Raw genomic sequence first — 17,703 nt, forward strand, 5'->3', positions numbered from 1 at the left:
ACTATGGTGAGATTCCGGAGGCGTACCTCCGGACGTGGTGATTTTCGGCTTAGCGTCGCTGGCCGGCGGCGATGGTCTGCGGATTGGCTTCACGCTCCGTTACCGGTGCGGCGCGGTAGCGGGTGGGGCCGTTTCCAAACATGCCGTATTGGCTGCGGGTGAAGTCGTAAAGCGAATATGAATCCTGCAGTGGATTGTTGGGGATGCCATACGCCTGGATGTTGTACTGAGCTCCAGAGCGGAACATTTCTCCACTGTTGTCCCACGCGTCATAGAGTGCAGCACCGAAAGTGTCTTCATCTATGTAATAGCGTCGAGACTTTTGCGCATGACGCACGCCTTCCTTGCGCTCGGCGGACACGACCCATACCCGGTGCAGTTCCCAGCGCTCGCAGGCTGGATTGATATGCTTGTCCATCAGTTTGGTTTCTATGTCACAGCCCCACTTCAGCTCATAGTTGCTGTAGGGAATAAACATTTCCTTCTTGCCTTCAAGCGTCCAGTCGAAGCGATCCATCTTTCCGGAAAATAGGAATATTTCGTCATAAAAGGCCACGCCGCCAAATGCCGAATTCGGTGTGTCGTATGAAAATTCGGGCGCTCGACGAATACGTCGCTGGCCGGTGGAGTAACTCCAGGCGTAGCGATCGTCCGCTACCGGATCCAGATGATCCCAGTAACCCGAAGCTGTGCCTGCGGAGCGGGCGGGCGCAACGATACGTGACCAGATGCGTGATGCAACCTTGGGGTCGCGGCCTGTCACTTCGGTTTGGTAGAAAGGTTTTTCACCCGTAGAGCGATTGGTATTGGTCAGGGTAATGTGCCCCTGGTTCACTACGTAAGCGCTGTGATTCCAGTCCCAGCCGTTGACCCCCTGGTAGTTGAGAAGATAGTTCCACATCACCTCTTGCCCGGTTTCGGGGATCGGGAAGGGCAGTCCGCCCCGACAGGCCTCGCTTACGGAGAGTCCATCATTCATCGATCGGCATTCCGGGTTTCTGGCATTCCGTTCGGTTGCAGACAAAAACTCTTCAGGAAAAGCCGCCGTACGATGCGTGGGATATATATCCATGTAGTAGGTGTCGGCATGCTCTTTTAATAGCCGCATCTGCCCTGACGACAACTGATCGGCAAACTCATCTGCATTCTCTGCGGTAATGCGAAAAAGCGGCGCTTCTTCGGCGAAGGGGTTAGGCCAGAATCCATCGCCCGGTTGCAGGTTCGCGGCTACTTGCAGCCCGCCAGTGTATTCGGGAATGGTGCCGGCTTCATTTCCGGCTTTTTCTGATCCGAAGCGGGTGAGTGCTTGCCCAATATCATCTGCAGTCCAGGCTGGGTTGCCTATCGCAGGACTGGCAACGGCTAACAGCAGAGAGCTGATCGCAATCCGATTCATATTCATGAGAATCTCCGGTTTTATTGTTTTATGTCGGGGTAAATGGCAGCAAGTCGTCTCAGAAGGCCGTACTCAGGGTCAGCGATACCCAGTCCCGATCAGACAGACCGACACTGCCGTTGCCGCCCACCACGGTCTTGCCAACGCCCGGTATGTCGCGGGTGATCATTTTCGAACCGTACCCGATGTACGCCAGACTGATTTCATAGCGCTCGTCCAGGATGCCCTTTATACCGACCTTGAAGTTATAATCACCTTCACTCCCACCTCCTGTCGCGGCGTTGCCGGAGATCCCGTAGTTGAGGCTTATGGGGGCGGAAATATTCCAGCCTGGAAATACGCTCAGCCATTCCGGAGTGAAGTTGACAGCGACACCTGTGTAGTCACGTGTGGCGCAGCCCCAGTCCTTGTCCTGCCCGTCGCAACCGGCGTAACCCTCTCCCCGGAAAAGGTCTGCATTGCTTTTCACTTTGTCCAGGCGGCTATAAGCTATCTCTGCGATGAGTGAGCCGGTGTCGAACAACGGCGTCGTGGGTAATAGCCAAAGACCATTGGCGACCATGTGCCAGGTATTGCCCCGAGCGCCTTGGCCATCGGCCAGATTGAAGCTGCTGGAGACAAGCGAGGCGTTCTCCCGGTAGGAAAGGTCAATGCCCACTGACGCGCCGCCCAGTAACGGGCCAGCGGACCAGCTCAAGCCATAAAGCTTCACGTCTTCTGGATATACATATCGGGCAAAGCCGGGCCCGGCCTGCAGTCCCCATGGCGAATAGTCATCGAACTCGCGGTAGAAAACGCTGATGTCCGAGTGCATGAAGTCCAGAGCGTAGCGTGCCATCACTCCCCAATTCCCACGATTGCCGGGCTTCACTGGGTCGATGATGGGCAAGGCGAAGCCAGGAGCCACGGGAAGCTGCTGCGGGCCTTCTAGCGCAACGTCCGCCGATGCAAGGTAGGTTCCGCCTTCGGGGGCACGGGTGGGATCCCATTCAAGAAAGTATTGAGCGGCAATGGAAAACCGGTCAGTAACCTGTGCTTGCCCGGAAATCTGCGCCAAAGGCAGGAAAATCTCGCGCGTTTCCGTACCTGGATTGGCGAGCGCTTTGCGGCCGTCAAGCGGAGCCTGTGCATAGGACACGGCGTGGCCGGCAATCAACAGACCATTGCCCCAGTACAAAGCGTGACGGCCAGCTCGCAAGCTGACGGGCACATCTCCGACATGGAAACGGGTAAACACGAACGCATCCAGCAGCTCGCCGCTCAGGCCGTGATGATATCGCTCGGTGTGAGACGAGTAGCTTCCGTCGCGATAACTGGGAGTGCTTGGGCCAGCGGTTGCGCCGGGGTAATAGACATTGCCCGGGTTGGTCTTGACGTCGGTGTTGGAATAGGCATCGTCATACCAGGCAGCACCACTGATTCGCAGGCCGTGGTTTTGTTTGTAGGTGAGCTCGAATTCGCTCATGACGTCCAGGCGATTGGTGACGACGTCACCCCGGTCGAATTTGTAGTTTGATTCGTCGTAGGTGGCGTTGTTGCCCAGCGCGGTGTCGCGGCTTTCTGCGCGTATGCCAAGGTTGTAACGGATGGTGTTGTCCCAACGACCGATCAGGTCGGGATTGCCAGTTTCGAATTCTGCGGCCTGGGCCTGGCTTGCACAGACAAGCAAAGCTGAAAGCCCTATGGCTTTGCTGATAGGTGTCAACTCTGGCTTGAACATTAAACATCTCCGTGAGTTTTGTTTTTATTGTTCGACGTCCTCAGTAGACGCCACTGCATCAGCGGGAACAACGCCAATGTCTATCGCTGAAAGACTCAGATATATCGCTGGATTACATTTGCAAGAGCGTGATCGAGTTTGGAAGAAAGGCTGAGGCAGCAGTACTGATAGAAGCGGACAGTACTGCCCAGCGTCGTGGTCAGGCAGTTTGACTCTAGGTCAAACAGTTCAGGGTGTGCGGTCGTTGCATGCAATGAGGTATGTGATCGACACTCCAGAGGGCGCTAAGGTCTGCTAGTCGCTACCACGTCACCTGGACGGAGTGACGTCCCACACAGCAAGCATTGAACAGAGAGATGCACATGGCTAATAACGAGAAAATCGTTCGAAAATTCATTTCTTATTTTCAAAAGAACTGGCCGGAAGACTTCGAGGCAGCGGTCGCTTATCTGGATGCCGACGCCTATTACCAGATGGCCACGCCAACCATTCCCCCGGTACAAGGCCGAGAGGCTATTTTAAAGGCTCTGCAGGCGATGAAGAGCAAAGTCGCTGAACAAGAACATGAAGTGATCAATGTCGCCGCATCCGACAGCGTGGTGTTTATGGAGCGGGTCGATTACTCGTTTCGCGGTGGCAAGTGGGTGTCCGTGCCGCTGGTGGCCGTATTCGAATTGAATGCCGAGGGCAAGATCACCGCGTGGAGGGAATATCTGGATATCTACAACAATATAAAGCAGCACGGTGTTTCTTTCGAGGAGTTCGAAAAAACCATCGGCACCTAAACTTGGTCCTTAAAATTATTCCGCATGCAGAATATTAGTCCGCATGTGGAATTCTGTGATGGTATACGCTAGGGTATCAATAGGCGTGTTGGCTGCTTCAAAGGCACGCAATGCGTACGGCACAAATTCTGTATAAGTAGCTAACCTATTGAAAATAAAAATAAAAGGGTCATGTCAAATGTTAAAGATCAGCCACCATTCACAGGTTTTTGCCGAAGGTACAGCAAGTAGGGTGGCCGCATGCTGAGCCGGTCGTTGCGAGGCAGTGAGTTCCGGGTGGCCTGGCCTATCATTCTTTTGGGAGTAGTCGGCGTTTTCACCAGCATGAGCGCCGCGCTGCTGTATGGTTTCGGTGCGCTGGTCGTTCCCCTGGAGGACGCTTTCGGCTGGAGCAGAGAGGAAATCACCACCTCGATCACTTTCCTGTTTGCCGGCGTAGCGGTCGGCTCGCAAATCGTTGGGTGGCTGTTCATCCGTTTCGGCATGCGCCGGGTGGCTATCTTTTCGGTATTGTTTCAGTCGATCGGTTATTTTCTGATCACGCAGATCCAGACCTCGATAGGCTGGTTGTACCTGGCCTTTTTCATCATGCCGATTATTTGCTCGGGTACCATCGCCATCACTTGGGCACAATTGGTCAACCTCTGGTATGTACGCAACCGAGGCTTGGCGTTGGCGATCATTTTCAGTGCCACCGGTCTGGCCGCCATGATCATGCCCTCGGCTATTACCTGGGCTATTTCGTGGGGGGGCTGGAAAGCTGCATTCGTATTGCTGGGGGCCATTCCGCTTTTGCTTACCCTACCGCTGACCTTGTTATGGATGAAGTTTCCCCAGGTTTATGCAACGGAGTCGAAGGGGGAGGGCAGCGCGCTGGAAATCCCCGGAATACCCTTCAGGCAAGCGCTGAAGTCGCGGGTTTTCCTGGGCTACAACATCGCTTTTACCCTATCTGTGGCGTTAACCGTGGGGATGGTGACGAATGCCGTGCCATTACTCCAGGATATGGGCCTCAGCGCAGCCACCGCCAGCGCGGTGTTCAGCAGTTTCGGGGTTTCCATGGTCGTGGGCCGTCTACTGGTCGGTTTTATCATTGACCGTTACCGACCAACCGTAGTTGCAATAGTAAGCCTGGCGTTGCCGATGGCGGGATGCCTGATATTCCTCCATGCCGGCAGTGGCGACATTTATTTGCTGATCATGGCGACGGCGTTGATAGGGTTCAGTGCCGGCGCTGAATTCGACTTGGCGGCTTTTTTGATAGCGCGTTATTTCGGCCTCAAGGATTATGCACGAATTTTCGGCCTGCACCTGGGATTGATCACCATTATCGCAGGTGGGATGCCAGCCTGGTTCGGCTACCTCTATGGCACCTACGGCAATTACACCCCGGTGCTCTGGTTTTGTTTTGCTTGCTCTTTTATCACTACGCTGGTTCTGTTCTTGATGAAAGATATACCGGCCTATGCCGCCACCGCAGCACCTAAGGGTACTGAATTGAGCGCCGGGCAGGTTACGCAGTGAAGGAGAGAGGGGGGCAAGGCGCCACCAAAATCGTTTGCGGGGTGGGTTATCCCGTTCAAGGTTGGGGGCCTGAACGGGCTTCAACGGTAGGGGCGGGCAAGCCTGGGCGCTGGCAGTTCAGTTCTGCGCCTGTTGGTAGAGTTCCGCGAAATGCGGCTGGCAGCTGTTCTTGCCGCCATTGATCTCGATGCATTCGCCGGTAATATAGCCGGACTCGTCCGAGGCGAGGAAGGCGGTCAACGCAGCGATGTCCTCGGGAGTACCGAGGCGTTGAGTCAACACATATTTGCTGGCGAAGGCGAGAACCTCTGGTGCGGTCGCCTGCATCGCCGCGGTGACGATGACCCCCGGGGCGATGGCATTGCAGCGCACCCCTTGACGGCCATACTGAGTGGCTATATGACGGGTCATATTGATCACCGCCGCCTTGCTGGTGCCATAGGCAATGCGTACCAGATCGCCCAGCATGCCCGACCCGGAGGCGGTGTTGATGATCGAGCCGCCGCCTGCCTCAATCATGTGTGGAATGGCGAAGCGACAACTGAGCATGTAGCTGGTCAGGTTCACATCGAGGGTTTTCTGCCAAACTTCCATGGGAATATCGAGCAAGGAAAGGTCCTGCCCATGGGTCTTCGGGTCGGTGACCGCAGTGTTGTTATGCAGAATATCCAAGCGTCCGAAATGTTCGACCGTCTGGCTCACCATGGCCTCGATGCTGTCGGCATCGGCGGCGTCGAAGCGCACTGCCAGGCCACTGCCCTGCAATGCATCCACTGCGCGCTGGGCCGAATCGAGGTTGATATCGGCGCAGACAACCTTCGCGCCCTCTTGGGCGAGGCGCAATGCCGTCGCCGAACCGATGCCGCCACCGCCCCCTGTGACGATGGCCACTTTTCCTGACAAACGCTGCATAACCGTACTCCATTTACTTTTACTTGATGCTCAAAGGAAGAATATATTCTTTATGGGCCGCCAGAATCGGCGTATCGGCGAATGGACCGGGTTGCCCCGGCCGTTATCGCCGTGCTTAGGCGGTCAGCGCTGAGTCATTTTACCAACGATGGCTTCCGGATTCTGTTGGGCATTGGACGGTGCTTCCGCGATGAAGGTTAAGTTGCCAATCAGGAAATCATTCAGGATGCCATACATGTTTTTGTTGAAGTCGAAGATAGCAAGCTTGGTCGCGTAGGGAATGTCCTTGTCATAAATTTGTACACCGGCCATGTACAGGGTGCGGTACAGGTTGTCGTTCTGATCCCAGGCGTCGTAAAGGCCCGCCCCGAAAGTATCCTCATCGATGTAATAGCGCCGTTTGCTATACACGTGGCGCATGCCCGGCTTGAGGGTCGCCTCCACCACATAGACGCGGTGTAGTTCCCAGCGTTCGACATCCGGGTTTACGTGGTTCTTCATTAATTGCTCAGGAGCTTCGATCCCGAAGTACCATTTGTAGGCATTGTAGGGGATGTACATTTCCTGGCGACCCAGCAGTTTGAAGTCAAAGCGGTCCTGCTGACCGGCGAACATCTGCAATTCGTCGAACAGGGATATGCCGCCCTGGCTCGCCACGGGCGTGTCATAGGCGAACTCCGGCGCCAGCTTGACGCGCCGCTGGCCGGGCGAGTAGCTCCAGGCGCGGCGGGGGCTCTTGGTCGGATCAAGGAAGTCGGAAATACCGCTCATCTCACCCGCGCGGCGCGCCGGTTCGGTGTTGATAGTCCAGACTCGGCCATATAGCTGCGGATCGCGATCCTTAAGGTGGGTTTGGTAGTAAGGGAACTCCTCGTAGCCTTCCTGCTGTGCCGTCTTGGTTATGGCGCCGTTAGAGGCAATTACCCAGCTGGTGTGCGTGTCGGCGACGCCGGTCGGACCATTCTTGTAGCGTAACAACTGGTTCCACATCATCTCATTGCCGTTTTTGGCAATGGGGAACGGCAAGCCCCCGCGGCAATCGGCTTCCAGCGACAGACCTTGGTTATAGGTCTTGCAGTCCCTAGCGTTGCGCACGGTGGCTTCAAGCACGTTGGCGGGGTAGGCCGCAGTCCGGTGGCTTGGGTAAACGTCCATCTACCAAGTGTCCGGGTATTGCTTGAGCAGGGTCTTTTGCCCCTCGCTGAGCTTGTCAGCATACTCCTGCACATTGTCTGCCGTGATGCGGTACAGCGGCTTCTCATCGCGGAAGGGATTAGTCCAGAAACTCCCAGGCTTGAAGTCGGCGGGAGCGGTTCTCAAACCTCCTTCGTATGGTGGGATGGTGCCTTCGGCATTACCCGCTTGGATGGCGCCGAATGGCGTGAGGGACCTTCCAAGTTCCTGAGCTTCCTCAGGAGTGACCGCAGCGTATGCAAACGCTGACAGACCGCCCAGGGCAACGCATAGAGCGAGTTGAAGTTTCATTAAACGATCTCCGTTATTGGACTTATATGGAGCCTGCCTGCAAGGGTTGCAAATGCATCAAGGTTTAACTTAGCCAAAAAATGCCGCTGCTCGTTGTCATACCGTTTTACCTTAGGTCAAACGAAAGAACGGGTAAGTGCTGGTAAATCGCAGGTCCGCTTGTAATCTATAAGCCACGGGCCAATACACCTGATAAGAATAAGAATAAGAATAAGAATAAGAATAAGAATAAGAATAAGAATAAGAATAAGAATAAGAATAATAAGAATAAGAGTGAGCAGTCATGTGGAACTTTATATCTGAACATTGTGTGCAAGGCCGGAGCCTACCGGCCTGCACCAAGCTTGAGAGGACAGTATGCGCACATTCAAAACAGTACCAGAACGTGGCGATTTCGGTTACCAGCAGCTGGTCGGTCCGCACAAGGTGACCGGACCGGCGATGGCCGGAACCCGGGGGTTCTTCGGCTTACATCTCAGCAAGAGCGCACCGTTCGGATCAGTTCGGGACGAGGAAGGCAATATTTATTCTTTTGTGCGATCGGTGCTGGCTCCCAACGGAACGCCCAATCCCACCAAGTTCATTTATCAGAGCACTTTGGTAGACGGCAAGCACCTGCGCATGGACCAAGAGCGTATGGCTGCTCAGGCAACGACCCCAATGCCCATCCAGACTCTGGAAGGCGATACGGTCCGCTGGAGTAGCCAACCAGACGAACCAGGCAACCCTTGGGAAATCACCGCATCCAGTGAGCGGCTAACCTGGAAGGAAGAGGGTCTGTTCGAACTTGAAGGCAAGTTGATAGGATCCGGTATGCAATGGTATCTGCCCGGCGTCGAGTGGGGCACATTCTATGTTTCCCAGCTATGGGACATCGCCGGCGTGTGCGAGGGCCGGCCGGTCAAAGGTGCGATGGCGCTAGATCAATTCTACATGGCCGAAGGTGGCGCCATTCATTTTAAGAAAGACCTCGTTGTAAACAACAATATGCACGTTATCTGGTGGTCCTTCGCGACCTTCTACAAGGATGGTACCTGGGACGCTGGTTCGTTCATGGTCGGGCACGACAATCTTGGCTACGCGATCTTCATGAACGAAAAAGGTGAGATACGCACCACCACTGACATCGAAGGGACCGCAGTTCATAAGGACGGGAGCTACTTTCTCGAATCGGCGCGTATCGTTCTTGAAGGCGAGGAGGAATGGGAATTCTTACCCGATCCCAAGGGAGAAATGATCGACTTCGTCGGTAGTTTCCCGATCACAGCGCAACAGGAAGGACGGTGGCGCCGGGTGGGTGATACACGCGAGCCCGACCGTTGGTTCGCCTGGGGCGAATCGGATCGTCGCAACGGTTCCGCACGCAACGTGAAAGGCGCGGATCTGTAACCCAAAGAAATGGCGCACCGGTATCTGTTCCTGAGGGACATGACCCGGTGGCGCCGACAGCCTCTCTCACTGTCGAGCGGACTCAGACACTCCGCTCGAACACCCAAGTCTGGGATCTGACGTGGCAAAGCCGGAAACCCTGACCCATTATCGTGTTGACCACGCTGGCGGTAGCCTCATCGCCTATTTCAGGGGTATGCAGCTCGACCATGATCAAGCGTAAGTCATCGGGCAGCTTATCCGGCAACAGCCCCACCTCGGCACCCTCGATATCCAGCACGAGGACGCTGGGGCGAATGTTATCAAACAGGTCAGAAATTCTTGCAACCTCAGTCTCGACTGGCTCTCCCGAACCATGATCCAGCACCGAACTCCACCAGTATTCATCTTGCATGCGAAGCGTCAGCATCTCGCCTGAGAAGTCGTCGGCTACCACGGCCGCTGCAATCAGCTGGCATTCCTGTCCATTCAGCCGCACGTTCTGTCGGATGATGTCATGCATCACCTCGTTGGGCTCGACTATGGTGACCGGATTACCCGAATGCATGGCCGCCAGCGAACCGGTTATGCCCGCCCCGCCGCCGCACTCCAACACCCTGTCTCCAGGCATGACCAATTTCTCGATCAGTTCAAGATCGGCCTCCTCATAATCACCCATCGCAAAATAGTAAGCCATGCGGGCGCTAAACCCCTTTGCCACCTGCATCTTCAACGGCCGCAACGGGTGCTCCAATACTGCAGGCTCGCCCAAGCTATCGAGCCATGCACCTATACGTTCGATTTGCTCCAGATCGTCCGGCTGATCCTGCGGCCAGACGTTCAGACCTCGCTGTGAGACGATCTGCCGACGCTCTTGTATGCGCCAGTTCTCCACGAGTTGTTTGATCATAGGGAATATCCTGGATGGAATTGCTCGGCCGGGAGGGGGGTAGTACGCTAACGGCAGATGATTATAGAGCAAAGCTGAGCCACATTTGTGCGCAGCCTGGTACGCCAACACATGCCAGATATCAAGAAACCGCAGCGTTACCTGCGGTTTCTTGAGGTTCAGACGGGTCTACCCATCATTGCTTTATGAAGTAGCGTACTAGCGTCTTGCCCTGATCGAACTTGTACAGCTCAATGGTTTCGATCACGCCACTGCCGTCACGCATAACGTTCCTGTGGTGACAGGCTGCTTCGTTGGCGGCGATGATAGAGAGCTCCACCTCCACGATGAACTTGCTGTTCTGCTGCTCCCACATGTTTTCCAGTACCGAAAAACCTTCAACCACAGGCCGGCCCAGATATTCAATCTCCAGCCCATTGGGGGCAACACTTCTGTAGTGCGCAAAAAAGCCATCCCGGTCGCCGGCGTTCCAACACTCCAGCTGGCCATGCAGGAACGACTCGATTTCTTTGCTATCGATATTGCTCATTTATTCACCTTGCTGATTCGTTAATCATGGATCACCTTGTGCCGCGCTTCAGTCCCAGATCACGTGAACGGATTTCGCGCCCCGCAATTGCGCCCCGGCAATCTTCGGTGCGGGCATATCGGGATCCAAACGGAGGTTGGGGAACAGATCAAGAATGCCGTTGATCGCACAGGTCAGCTCCACCTTGGCAACGAACTGGCCAATGCACATATGCGGACCGAACCCGAATCCCAGCGAGGGACGGGATTTACGATCAATATCGAAAACATCCGGATCGTCGAACGCCTCCTCATCCCGGTTGGCGGAAATCACCATGCATTGAACCATTGAGCCCTTGGGCACCATAACCCCCCCAATCTCGACGTCCTTGGAGGCCTGGCGGACCTTGAAGGTCGAAACCGGCTCGTATCGCACAGTCTCGTCGATCAACTTACCAATCAGCTTACGGTCATTGCGGACTCGCTCCTGCAACTCAGGCCGCTCCAGCAGTAACGTCATCACCGAACTGAATGTCCGAGTCGTGGTTTCTCCTGCAGCGGGCAGGAGTGAACGGACGAAAGTTGTGACCTCATGATCATCCAGCGCCCGCCCCTCATATTCCGCATTGATGAGCCTGCTGATCAGATCAGTGCCTTGAGAGCCCTCGGCACGCTTGGCAACGACCACTTCCTTGATTGCATCGTAAAGACTCTTCACTGCCTGGCCCGCCAGAGCACCAAAAATCCTGGCCTTTTCCGGGTCGATCTGGTTGGCCGCCACAAGAGCCAAAGCCCAGCTGGCATACTTCTTGAATTTCTCTGGATCGTCGGCCGGAAAGCCCATGAGTTCATACATCACGCGAATGGGGAAATAGAGGCCAAAATCCATCAGATTGGCTTTCTTGTGTGGCGCCATCGGGAGCAGAAACTCTTCGCGGATGACCCGTTCAATCTCGGGCCGCCATTTATCCACCGTTTGTGGCATGAATACCGGCTGGAGCAGTGCCCGGGTGCGACGGTGCTGTTCACCATCCATTGCCAGAACAATCAATCCGTCAAAAAAAGCCCCCATTCCTTCGGCAATAAAGCCGTTCGTGAAAGTCTCCGCGTCGCGCAGTACCGCAATCACGTCCTTGTATTTGAATAGTGTCACCGCACATTTGGGCGCCTTAGCACCCGCGTTGGTCGGTACTTTCAAATATGTATCGACAAAGTCGCCCTGCATGACCGGCTCGTTAAGACGTTTCTCGCGGCAAAGTGCATGAATATCAACGTCTGTTCCGAGATAGGTGTCCGAGACCGCATGGTAGGCGGCTTCAATATCAAGTTCCTGAAATGTCAGTGACATGGCATATTCTCTTGGTAAGAACTTAGTTATTGTTGTTCATTGCTTGGATTTCTTGGCTAGATACCTGGCCACACGTTTAGCGGCCAACCGCCCGGCCATGCCGTTCACACCACCCCCGGGGTGACTGCCGGCGCTACCGAGATACAAGCCCGCCACCGGCAGAGTATCGCCACCCAACCCGTGAGCCGGACGCATGGTGCTTGAGCGCATAGAGGTAGTATCGATGTGTACCACGCAGCCGTTTACCGTGTTCAGCCGGGCGCTGAAGTCGGGAGCAGCTTCGATCCGGCGTCCGATGACATGACCTTTTATCCCCTCCACATAATCGGAAAGTTGATCGATAACCTGATCCGCCACCTTCTCTCTGATGGCGTCCCAGCCGCCGGTCGGATTGACCGGCATGACCGGCGGATAGATGTACACAACATCCTGGCCTTCAGGTGCCTGCGACGGGTCTGCTGCACTTGGCGCCGCCATGGTTATATAAGGCAGTTTCGGCACCTCGCCTCGGGAGCAAGTGGCAAAGTTTTCCAGTACGCCTTCTTCAGTACCGATTAACAGACAGGCTTTACGTAGATCAACTTCGTCCCCGCGCTTCGATTCAAAGCGCGGAACGGAAATCAGTCCGTCCAAAGCCAAATCCACTTTGAGTGGGCCGGAACCCTTGGCGTTCGCCGGAGCCATAGCAACGCGAGTCAGCAGATGCCGGGGCATTTCGCCAGGGGTGACCATTTCCAGCGCCACCTTTGGATGGCAGCCGGCAATGACTGCCCGGCTGGTAAACTGGCGGCCGTCCTCTAACCTCACGCCTTTGACCTTACTTTGGTGGGAAATAATTTCGGTGACCGCTGCGTTAGTCAGTACCTGCCCTCCCAACTCTTCCAACCGGGACTGCATAGCATTACTCAGTTGCTGCATCCCGCCGATCACGCGGCCGACACCAAACCGATGCAGAAAACCCAGCAAAGCATAATAGATCCCACCGCCGTCAGCGCTGATATCACCTGCCAGGCCCGTCAGTGCACACATGGCTGAAATAGTGACCGGATGTTCAAAACGCTCCCGGGCAGCCTGGTGCGCCGACCCTGTCATCAATGCCATCAATTCAGGCTTGAGTTTGCGGTTTTTCAAGGCAGTTCCGACCACCTTCAACTTGGTATTGAAGTTCAGCCTGGCGGGGTCCACACGCATCATTGGTAGTGCGATATCCATGAACATATCGATCACGTTCATGAATTCGAGAAAGGCCTGCGCATCCTTCTCACTGAAACGACGGATTTCCGCAGCTGTTTTCATCCGGTCGCGCCAAAAAACCAGTGAGCTGCCGTCCGGGTGGAGATACACGTAGCCAGGCGCCAGCTCAACGGAGCGGAAGCCATGACGTTCCAGCTCCAGTTCCTGCGGCACATGTGAATGAACGCGCATAGACATCAGATCCAAAGCGCAAGGGTGCACCAGGTGGTGCGGTGCCTCAGGAATGAGGAAGCCCGATGAGGCCATGCCGCCAACCTTTTCCAGCGCTTCGAGTACCAGTACCTTCTTGCCTTCCAAGCCAAGGTAGCAACCTGCCGACAGCCCATTGGTTCCGCCACCCACGATAATTACATCGAAATCTGTATTGTTATTATTCATACCCTCTCCATTCGAGCTCACAAGGACCTGCAGAACCGCAGATGTCCCTCTCGAGAAATGTAATCCGCACCCTAACAAGAAATACTTCACCCTGACGGTGATCCGTTTTACTTGCAGTAAAACGAAAAAAAAGGGTTCTAGCGCAGGTTCCAGCTGAATTTCTTGCGCGAAAGTGTGCTATGACTCCATACCATAGCATCACGTTCTAATAATAGAATTAAAATCTACATAAGGAATAGAGGGAGGTTTCTTTCAAAACGTAAAACGACGTCGGCTGGCGTGGAACAGCACCTTCACTCTCTTGCACAACCAAATGAGAGCCAATCCGGAATCGTCGCTGGCGGGAGAAATTGCCCGTCATCCGACTCATCTCAAGCGAGCCGCAGTCGAGGCGAGGGTATCCATACGAAGTACTCGCCAAGTTCGCGGCCATCGTATTCGACCGGACTCAGCAGTCGGCCATCGGCGCGGAAACCATCGACCTGCGGATGCCAGTCGGCAAAGCCGCGCTGCACGGCGAAGCGCGTTGATGTATGGGTTTGCAGATAATCGACCATCCGCGGCGCGGCTTCGAGGAAGGCTTGCAGCAGATCGCTGCGTAGCGTCGGCCCCACCACTTCCTGAACATATTTGAAAGCTTATTCGGGATCATCTGCAAGTCCCGCATCTCGCGCCAGGCTGTTGCATGGCACCCAGATACCACCGCCGGACAGTGCGGTGGTGCCACCGAACAGCCCGGTCTTCTCCACCAGGAGCACATCCAAGCCTTGGCTGGCCGCGACAATAGCGGCGGTCAGACCACTACCGCCCGAACCCACCACCACCACATCTTTTTCGATTACCGATTTCTCGTTCATTTGAAAGGCCATGGTCTTTTATTGGAGTTATTCGAAGACTCGCAGAAGGGCACCGATCACGCCACGCTTCAGCAGGCCGTTCAGTCGGCCATGAGCCACCTGTCCCGCAGGCGCTGCAGACGGGGCTCATCCAGCCCTGCACAAGCCAGGAGGTAACCCTCCATCGAGCCATACTGATCGTTCACTCGGGCATAGGCGGTGTGCAGATAATCGGGCCGCGCATCCATCACCACATCGATGGTCTCATCGGAGCAGGGCTGGCCGATCATAGCGCTGATCGCCTTACTCATTACCTCACGCCGCGCTTCGCTGGCCTCGGCCATCCGCCGCGCGGATAACTGATAATCGGCGACGATATATTCCCGGCGCACGCCCAAAGCATGCAGCAGCGTTGCCACAGCGAAGCCGGTGCGATCCTTGCCTGCTGCGCAATGGATCAGAACCGGTACGGCACCTGACTCGAACAAACCGAACAGCCTGGTCAAATGCGGCGCGAGCATTTCGGGCAAGCGGCGATAGACCTCGAACATCATCGTCTGCGCGCCGGCGGGGCTCGGATTCTGCGCCAGCACCATGGCAATACGCATGTCGCTGCTTACGTCCAGGGCCAGCTGTTGCAGGCCCGGCGGCAAACGATTGGGTATATGCAGACGCTCAGCTTCACTGCGCAGATCGCAGACCGTCCTTACACCAAGCTCGCCGAGCACTTTCCAACCTTCGTCATCGAGCATATGCAGTTGGTCGGAGCGCAGCAGAATGTGACCGCCGATACGCCTTCCGCCATGGGCAGGCATCCCCTTGAGACTGCGAAAGTTGTCGGTACCCGCTAATTGCAATTCCATGAAGGCGCCTCACTGCTTGAAGTTTGGATCTTCGAGGCCGCTTGCACCCCACCCAGCGCAGCGGTTGCAAGTTGGGCGGAGCGATAGGGAGCCTTCTCCCGGAGCGGCCTGCTCAGTCCTCCAGCAAATGGCGGAACTGGGGAAGTACCTGGCGCGCCCCCTCGCCCAGCTTCGGTGTGCGCCGGGGTGCCTTGCCCTTGGTAAGTAGCTTGACGGTATCGAAATCCTCTGCGGCGGCGAAGAAACGCTCAACCATGATCAGACCGTCCTGCCCCCACTCATCAACATTGGCGAGCCACGCCTGCATGCCATACATGGGCCAACGGCGGAACTGATCCCAGGCAGCATCTTGATCCAGCACATTCTCGGCACCGAGGCTGATCAGTTTTTCGCGGTAAACCTTGATCAGATCCGGAGCGCTAGCGCGGCGCTCCTCAATGGTCAACGCACCCAGCATGAAATAAGCAACATCGCGCCATGGCCGACCTTTGCGTACCAGTTGCCAGTCGAGCCAGACCCGCTCGCCATTGGCGCGCAGAAAACTGTTGCCCTGATGGGCATCGCCGTGCACTAGGCAAACAGGGGCCTGTTGCTCCAATTCGAAGGCACTCAGCTCATCGAAGGCATGGCCGAACAGCTCCGGAGTTTCGTACATCCACTTCGGCAGAATCGCTTGGTACTCCGGCTTGCGCAGATTCAAACGAATATAGTCATACATGCGCAAAAACTGATCCGAGTCGACCGGGTGCTGCATGGAGGTGGGCAGCCAGGCTTGGGCTCTCAATTCGGCGCTGTCCCACAAAGCGGCATGCAACATTGCCAAGGACTCAAGCCCTTCGGCCACACCATCAACACCCAGGTGATGGGTACTGTGGCCGAACTCACCAGGCGCGAGCCCCAAGTCCTCCATCATGACCACACCGCGGCCACCGCCATCGCCGTCCCAGTCGGAAAAATACACATCGGGCACCAGCGTATGTAAACGGTCATGCATGAAATGGTAGAAACGCGCTTCCAGCTCGCAGATCTCGCCGCTTTCGAAGCCGTCCGACCAATTGGATTTGAGACAGACATTCTGCGGAATACCGGCAGCCTGGCCGACCTCGTTAAGCTTCAGAGCAACACGCAACTTGGTTGTATGGCCGTTGCGTACCTGAATTTGCTCGAAGTCGTTTACCACGATACCAGGGTAACGGTTCTGCAGTACGCTGGTCAGCCACTGGGGCGTCACTTCGTCCAAGTGGCGTGGAAGCCTCCCCTTGCGTGCAGAATACGGACGATCCGTCCGCGAAACTTCGTTGATAGTCATTTTTTCATTGTTGTCCCTGAGAGCGATACAAGCCGACGACCGCGACTGGCGGATATTGGCGACACTTGAAGTGTCGACAACACACTTCATTGCATGCAAGGCCGGGTGCTCTGAGTTGTTTGACCTGGAGTCAAATACAAGCATGGGCGCCTCATGCAAAACATGACTTACGCCCCCCGGGCAAGCCATGGTATTTGCCCCATGCCGAACCTCAACGCCGGCGCTATTATTCGTCGGACGCCATGAACGCCCCCACGGCAGCCGTATCGTGGTGGGGCCACGCAGCGCAGAAGGAGCGTAAAAGATGAAAAACTTGACCTCCCCCGAATCAGGCAAACGCCATACCATGAACCGTATACTGGCCGTTGCACGTGAAGAGTTCTCCAGCAAGGGTCTCGCGGGCGCTCGGATCGAGAAGATCGCGCAGGACGTCGGCGTCACCAAACAGTTGATCTACCACTATTACAGCTCGAAAGAGGGGCTGTTTGCCGCAGTACTGGACGAAACCTCTGAAAATATCACCTCGGAACTGGTGACATTCAAGGTCGAACACTTACCGCCTGCGGAAGCGCTGCGCGCCTTGTTCAATCATTTCTTCGACCAGTATCGAAACGATCCGCTACTGACCAAGTTGGCGCAGGAAGGCATCCGTTATCACGGAGGTCACCAAAGACCGCGTAACCGCTTTCTCGAATCGGCGCCAGCACTGATCAAGAAGACCAGTGAAATCATTCAACGGGGTATCGAGAACGGCGACTTCCGCTCCGATGTCCTGTAATGACCCAGCGGAATTTGCACACTCAAGCCGCTAATTGTTGGTAAATCGTACTGGGTGTTTTCATCCCCAGCGCCTGATGAGGGCGCTGCTCGTTGTAGTACTTGAACCACGCCCTCAAGGTTTGCCTGGCTTCATCCAGTGTCTGGAAGTTATGAAGCCAGAGACACTGCTCTTTCACAGTTCGGATCAGTCGCTCAACCATCCCGTTCTGCTGCGGGGTGTGGGGACGGATGAACTCCTGTTTCAGACCGTATTGGTACACCGTCCGAGTGTAATGCCGAGAGGTAAATACCAGGCCGTTGTCACTACGCAGCGTGATCGGATCCTGAG

General features: G+C 55.5%; 16 protein-coding genes and 1 pseudogene. 4 read left to right on the plus strand and 13 right to left on the minus strand.

The annotated features are described in order from the left end of the window. Positions 1-49: 49 nt before the first annotated feature. Positions 50-1,402, minus strand: a complete 1,353-nt coding sequence (locus BM046_RS14760) for a DUF1329 domain-containing protein (protein WP_090540830.1) — start codon at positions 1,400-1,402, stop codon at positions 50-52. A gap of 52 nt (positions 1,403-1,454) precedes the next feature. After that, positions 1,455-3,116 carry a DUF1302 domain-containing protein gene (locus BM046_RS14765; RefSeq protein WP_090540832.1) on the minus strand — a complete coding sequence of 554 codons (1,662 nt, stop codon included), beginning with the start codon at positions 3,114-3,116 and terminating at the stop codon, positions 1,455-1,457. 362 nt (positions 3,117-3,478) lie between these two features. On the opposite strand from BM046_RS14765, the gene BM046_RS14770 reads away from it, so the two are divergent. Continuing rightward, a complete protein-coding gene (locus tag BM046_RS14770) occupies positions 3,479-3,901 on the plus strand; it encodes a limonene-1,2-epoxide hydrolase family protein (protein WP_177197884.1) in 423 nt (140 codons plus the stop codon). A 240-nt stretch (positions 3,902-4,141) separates the two neighbouring features. Beyond that, positions 4,142-5,425 (plus strand): MFS transporter, encoded by a 1,284-nt coding sequence (locus BM046_RS14775; protein ID WP_090540836.1) that lies wholly within the window; start codon positions 4,142-4,144, stop codon positions 5,423-5,425. 117 nt (positions 5,426-5,542) lie between these two features. Here the strand turns inward: BM046_RS14775 and BM046_RS14780 are convergent, their stop codons facing one another. Further along, positions 5,543-6,337 (minus strand): SDR family NAD(P)-dependent oxidoreductase, encoded by a 795-nt coding sequence (locus tag BM046_RS14780; protein WP_090540838.1) that lies wholly within the window; start codon positions 6,335-6,337, stop codon positions 5,543-5,545. A gap of 123 nt (positions 6,338-6,460) precedes the next feature. After that, positions 6,461-7,822, minus strand: a pseudogene (locus tag BM046_RS14785) (DUF1329 domain-containing protein). Between the two features lie 357 nt (positions 7,823-8,179). On the opposite strand from BM046_RS14785, the gene BM046_RS14790 reads away from it, so the two are divergent. Continuing rightward, the gene (locus BM046_RS14790) at positions 8,180-9,211 is read left to right on the plus strand and encodes a hypothetical protein (RefSeq protein ID WP_090540840.1); all 1,032 of its coding nucleotides are present in this window, start codon (positions 8,180-8,182) and stop codon (positions 9,209-9,211) included. An 82-nt stretch (positions 9,212-9,293) separates the two neighbouring features. On the opposite strand, the gene BM046_RS14795 is transcribed toward BM046_RS14790, so the two are convergent. The 8 genes from BM046_RS14795 to BM046_RS14830 all read right to left on the minus strand — a co-directional run bounded on the left by BM046_RS14795 (position 9,294) and on the right by BM046_RS14830 (position 16,739). Beyond that, a complete protein-coding gene (locus BM046_RS14795; protein WP_090540842.1) occupies positions 9,294-10,100 on the minus strand; it encodes an FkbM family methyltransferase in 807 nt (268 codons plus the stop codon). 175 nt (positions 10,101-10,275) lie between these two features. After that, positions 10,276-10,629 (minus strand): Cif family virulence factor, encoded by a 354-nt coding sequence (locus tag BM046_RS14800; protein WP_090540843.1) that lies wholly within the window; start codon positions 10,627-10,629, stop codon positions 10,276-10,278. Positions 10,630-10,677: 48 nt separating this feature from the next. Then, positions 10,678-11,955: a cytochrome P450 gene (locus tag BM046_RS14805; protein ID WP_090540844.1), complete on the minus strand. Its 1,278-nt coding sequence runs from the start codon at positions 11,953-11,955 to the stop codon at positions 10,678-10,680. Positions 11,956-11,991: 36 nt separating this feature from the next. After that, positions 11,992-13,587 carry a phytoene desaturase family protein gene (locus BM046_RS14810; RefSeq protein WP_090540846.1) on the minus strand — a complete coding sequence of 532 codons (1,596 nt, stop codon included), beginning with the start codon at positions 13,585-13,587 and terminating at the stop codon, positions 11,992-11,994. Positions 13,588-13,958: 371 nt separating this feature from the next. Continuing rightward, positions 13,959-14,201: a hypothetical protein gene (locus BM046_RS14815; protein WP_090540848.1), complete on the minus strand. Its 243-nt coding sequence runs from the start codon at positions 14,199-14,201 to the stop codon at positions 13,959-13,961. 24 nt (positions 14,202-14,225) lie between these two features. Then, the gene (locus BM046_RS14820) at positions 14,226-14,456 is read right to left on the minus strand and encodes an FAD-dependent oxidoreductase (RefSeq protein ID WP_090540850.1); all 231 of its coding nucleotides are present in this window, start codon (positions 14,454-14,456) and stop codon (positions 14,226-14,228) included. A gap of 68 nt (positions 14,457-14,524) precedes the next feature. Further along, positions 14,525-15,286 (minus strand): tyrosine-protein phosphatase, encoded by a 762-nt coding sequence (locus tag BM046_RS14825; protein ID WP_090540854.1) that lies wholly within the window; start codon positions 15,284-15,286, stop codon positions 14,525-14,527. 112 nt (positions 15,287-15,398) lie between these two features. After that, positions 15,399-16,739, minus strand: coding sequence for a phosphotransferase (locus BM046_RS14830; RefSeq protein WP_235818660.1), 1,341 nt, complete (start codon positions 16,737-16,739; stop codon positions 15,399-15,401). Positions 16,740-16,899: 160 nt separating this feature from the next. Here BM046_RS14830 and BM046_RS14835 point away from each other — a divergent pair, with 160 nt between their 5' ends. Then, positions 16,900-17,373 (plus strand): TetR/AcrR family transcriptional regulator, encoded by a 474-nt coding sequence (locus BM046_RS14835; RefSeq protein ID WP_090540857.1) that lies wholly within the window; start codon positions 16,900-16,902, stop codon positions 17,371-17,373. A gap of 22 nt (positions 17,374-17,395) precedes the next feature. Here BM046_RS14835 and BM046_RS14840 read toward each other — a convergent pair. Next, a partial coding sequence (locus BM046_RS14840) for an integrase core domain-containing protein (RefSeq protein ID WP_143084207.1) occupies positions 17,396-17,703 on the minus strand: 308 nt, incomplete at its 5' end.

Origin of the sequence: Halopseudomonas formosensis, from assembly GCF_900115905.1 — a bacterium.
GTDB classification, from domain to species: domain Bacteria; phylum Pseudomonadota; class Gammaproteobacteria; order Pseudomonadales; family Pseudomonadaceae; genus Halopseudomonas; species Halopseudomonas formosensis.

Coding starts and splice junctions, on each gene's coding strand:
- BM046_RS14760 (WP_090540830.1), bottom strand. CDS start 1,402: ATGAATATGAATCGGATTGCGATCAGCTCTCTGCTGTTAGCCGTTGCC.
- BM046_RS14765 (WP_090540832.1), bottom strand. CDS start 3,116: ATGTTCAAGCCAGAGTTGACACCTATCAGCAAAGCCATAGGGCTTTCA.
- BM046_RS14770 (WP_177197884.1), top strand. CDS start 3,479: ATGGCTAATAACGAGAAAATCGTTCGAAAATTCATTTCTTATTTTCAA.
- BM046_RS14775 (WP_090540836.1), top strand. CDS start 4,142: ATGCTGAGCCGGTCGTTGCGAGGCAGTGAGTTCCGGGTGGCCTGGCCT.
- BM046_RS14780 (WP_090540838.1), bottom strand. CDS start 6,337: ATGCAGCGTTTGTCAGGAAAAGTGGCCATCGTCACAGGGGGCGGTGGC.
- BM046_RS14790 (WP_090540840.1), top strand. CDS start 8,180: ATGCGCACATTCAAAACAGTACCAGAACGTGGCGATTTCGGTTACCAG.
- BM046_RS14795 (WP_090540842.1), bottom strand. CDS start 10,100: ATGATCAAACAACTCGTGGAGAACTGGCGCATACAAGAGCGTCGGCAG.
- BM046_RS14800 (WP_090540843.1), bottom strand. CDS start 10,629: ATGAGCAATATCGATAGCAAAGAAATCGAGTCGTTCCTGCATGGCCAG.
- BM046_RS14805 (WP_090540844.1), bottom strand. CDS start 11,955: ATGTCACTGACATTTCAGGAACTTGATATTGAAGCCGCCTACCATGCG.
- BM046_RS14810 (WP_090540846.1), bottom strand. CDS start 13,587: ATGAATAATAACAATACAGATTTCGATGTAATTATCGTGGGTGGCGGA.
- BM046_RS14820 (WP_090540850.1), bottom strand. CDS start 14,456: ATGGCCTTTCAAATGAACGAGAAATCGGTAATCGAAAAAGATGTGGTG.
- BM046_RS14825 (WP_090540854.1), bottom strand. CDS start 15,286: ATGGAATTGCAATTAGCGGGTACCGACAACTTTCGCAGTCTCAAGGGG.
- BM046_RS14830 (WP_235818660.1), bottom strand. CDS start 16,739: ATGCTTGTATTTGACTCCAGGTCAAACAACTCAGAGCACCCGGCCTTG.
- BM046_RS14835 (WP_090540857.1), top strand. CDS start 16,900: ATGAAAAACTTGACCTCCCCCGAATCAGGCAAACGCCATACCATGAAC.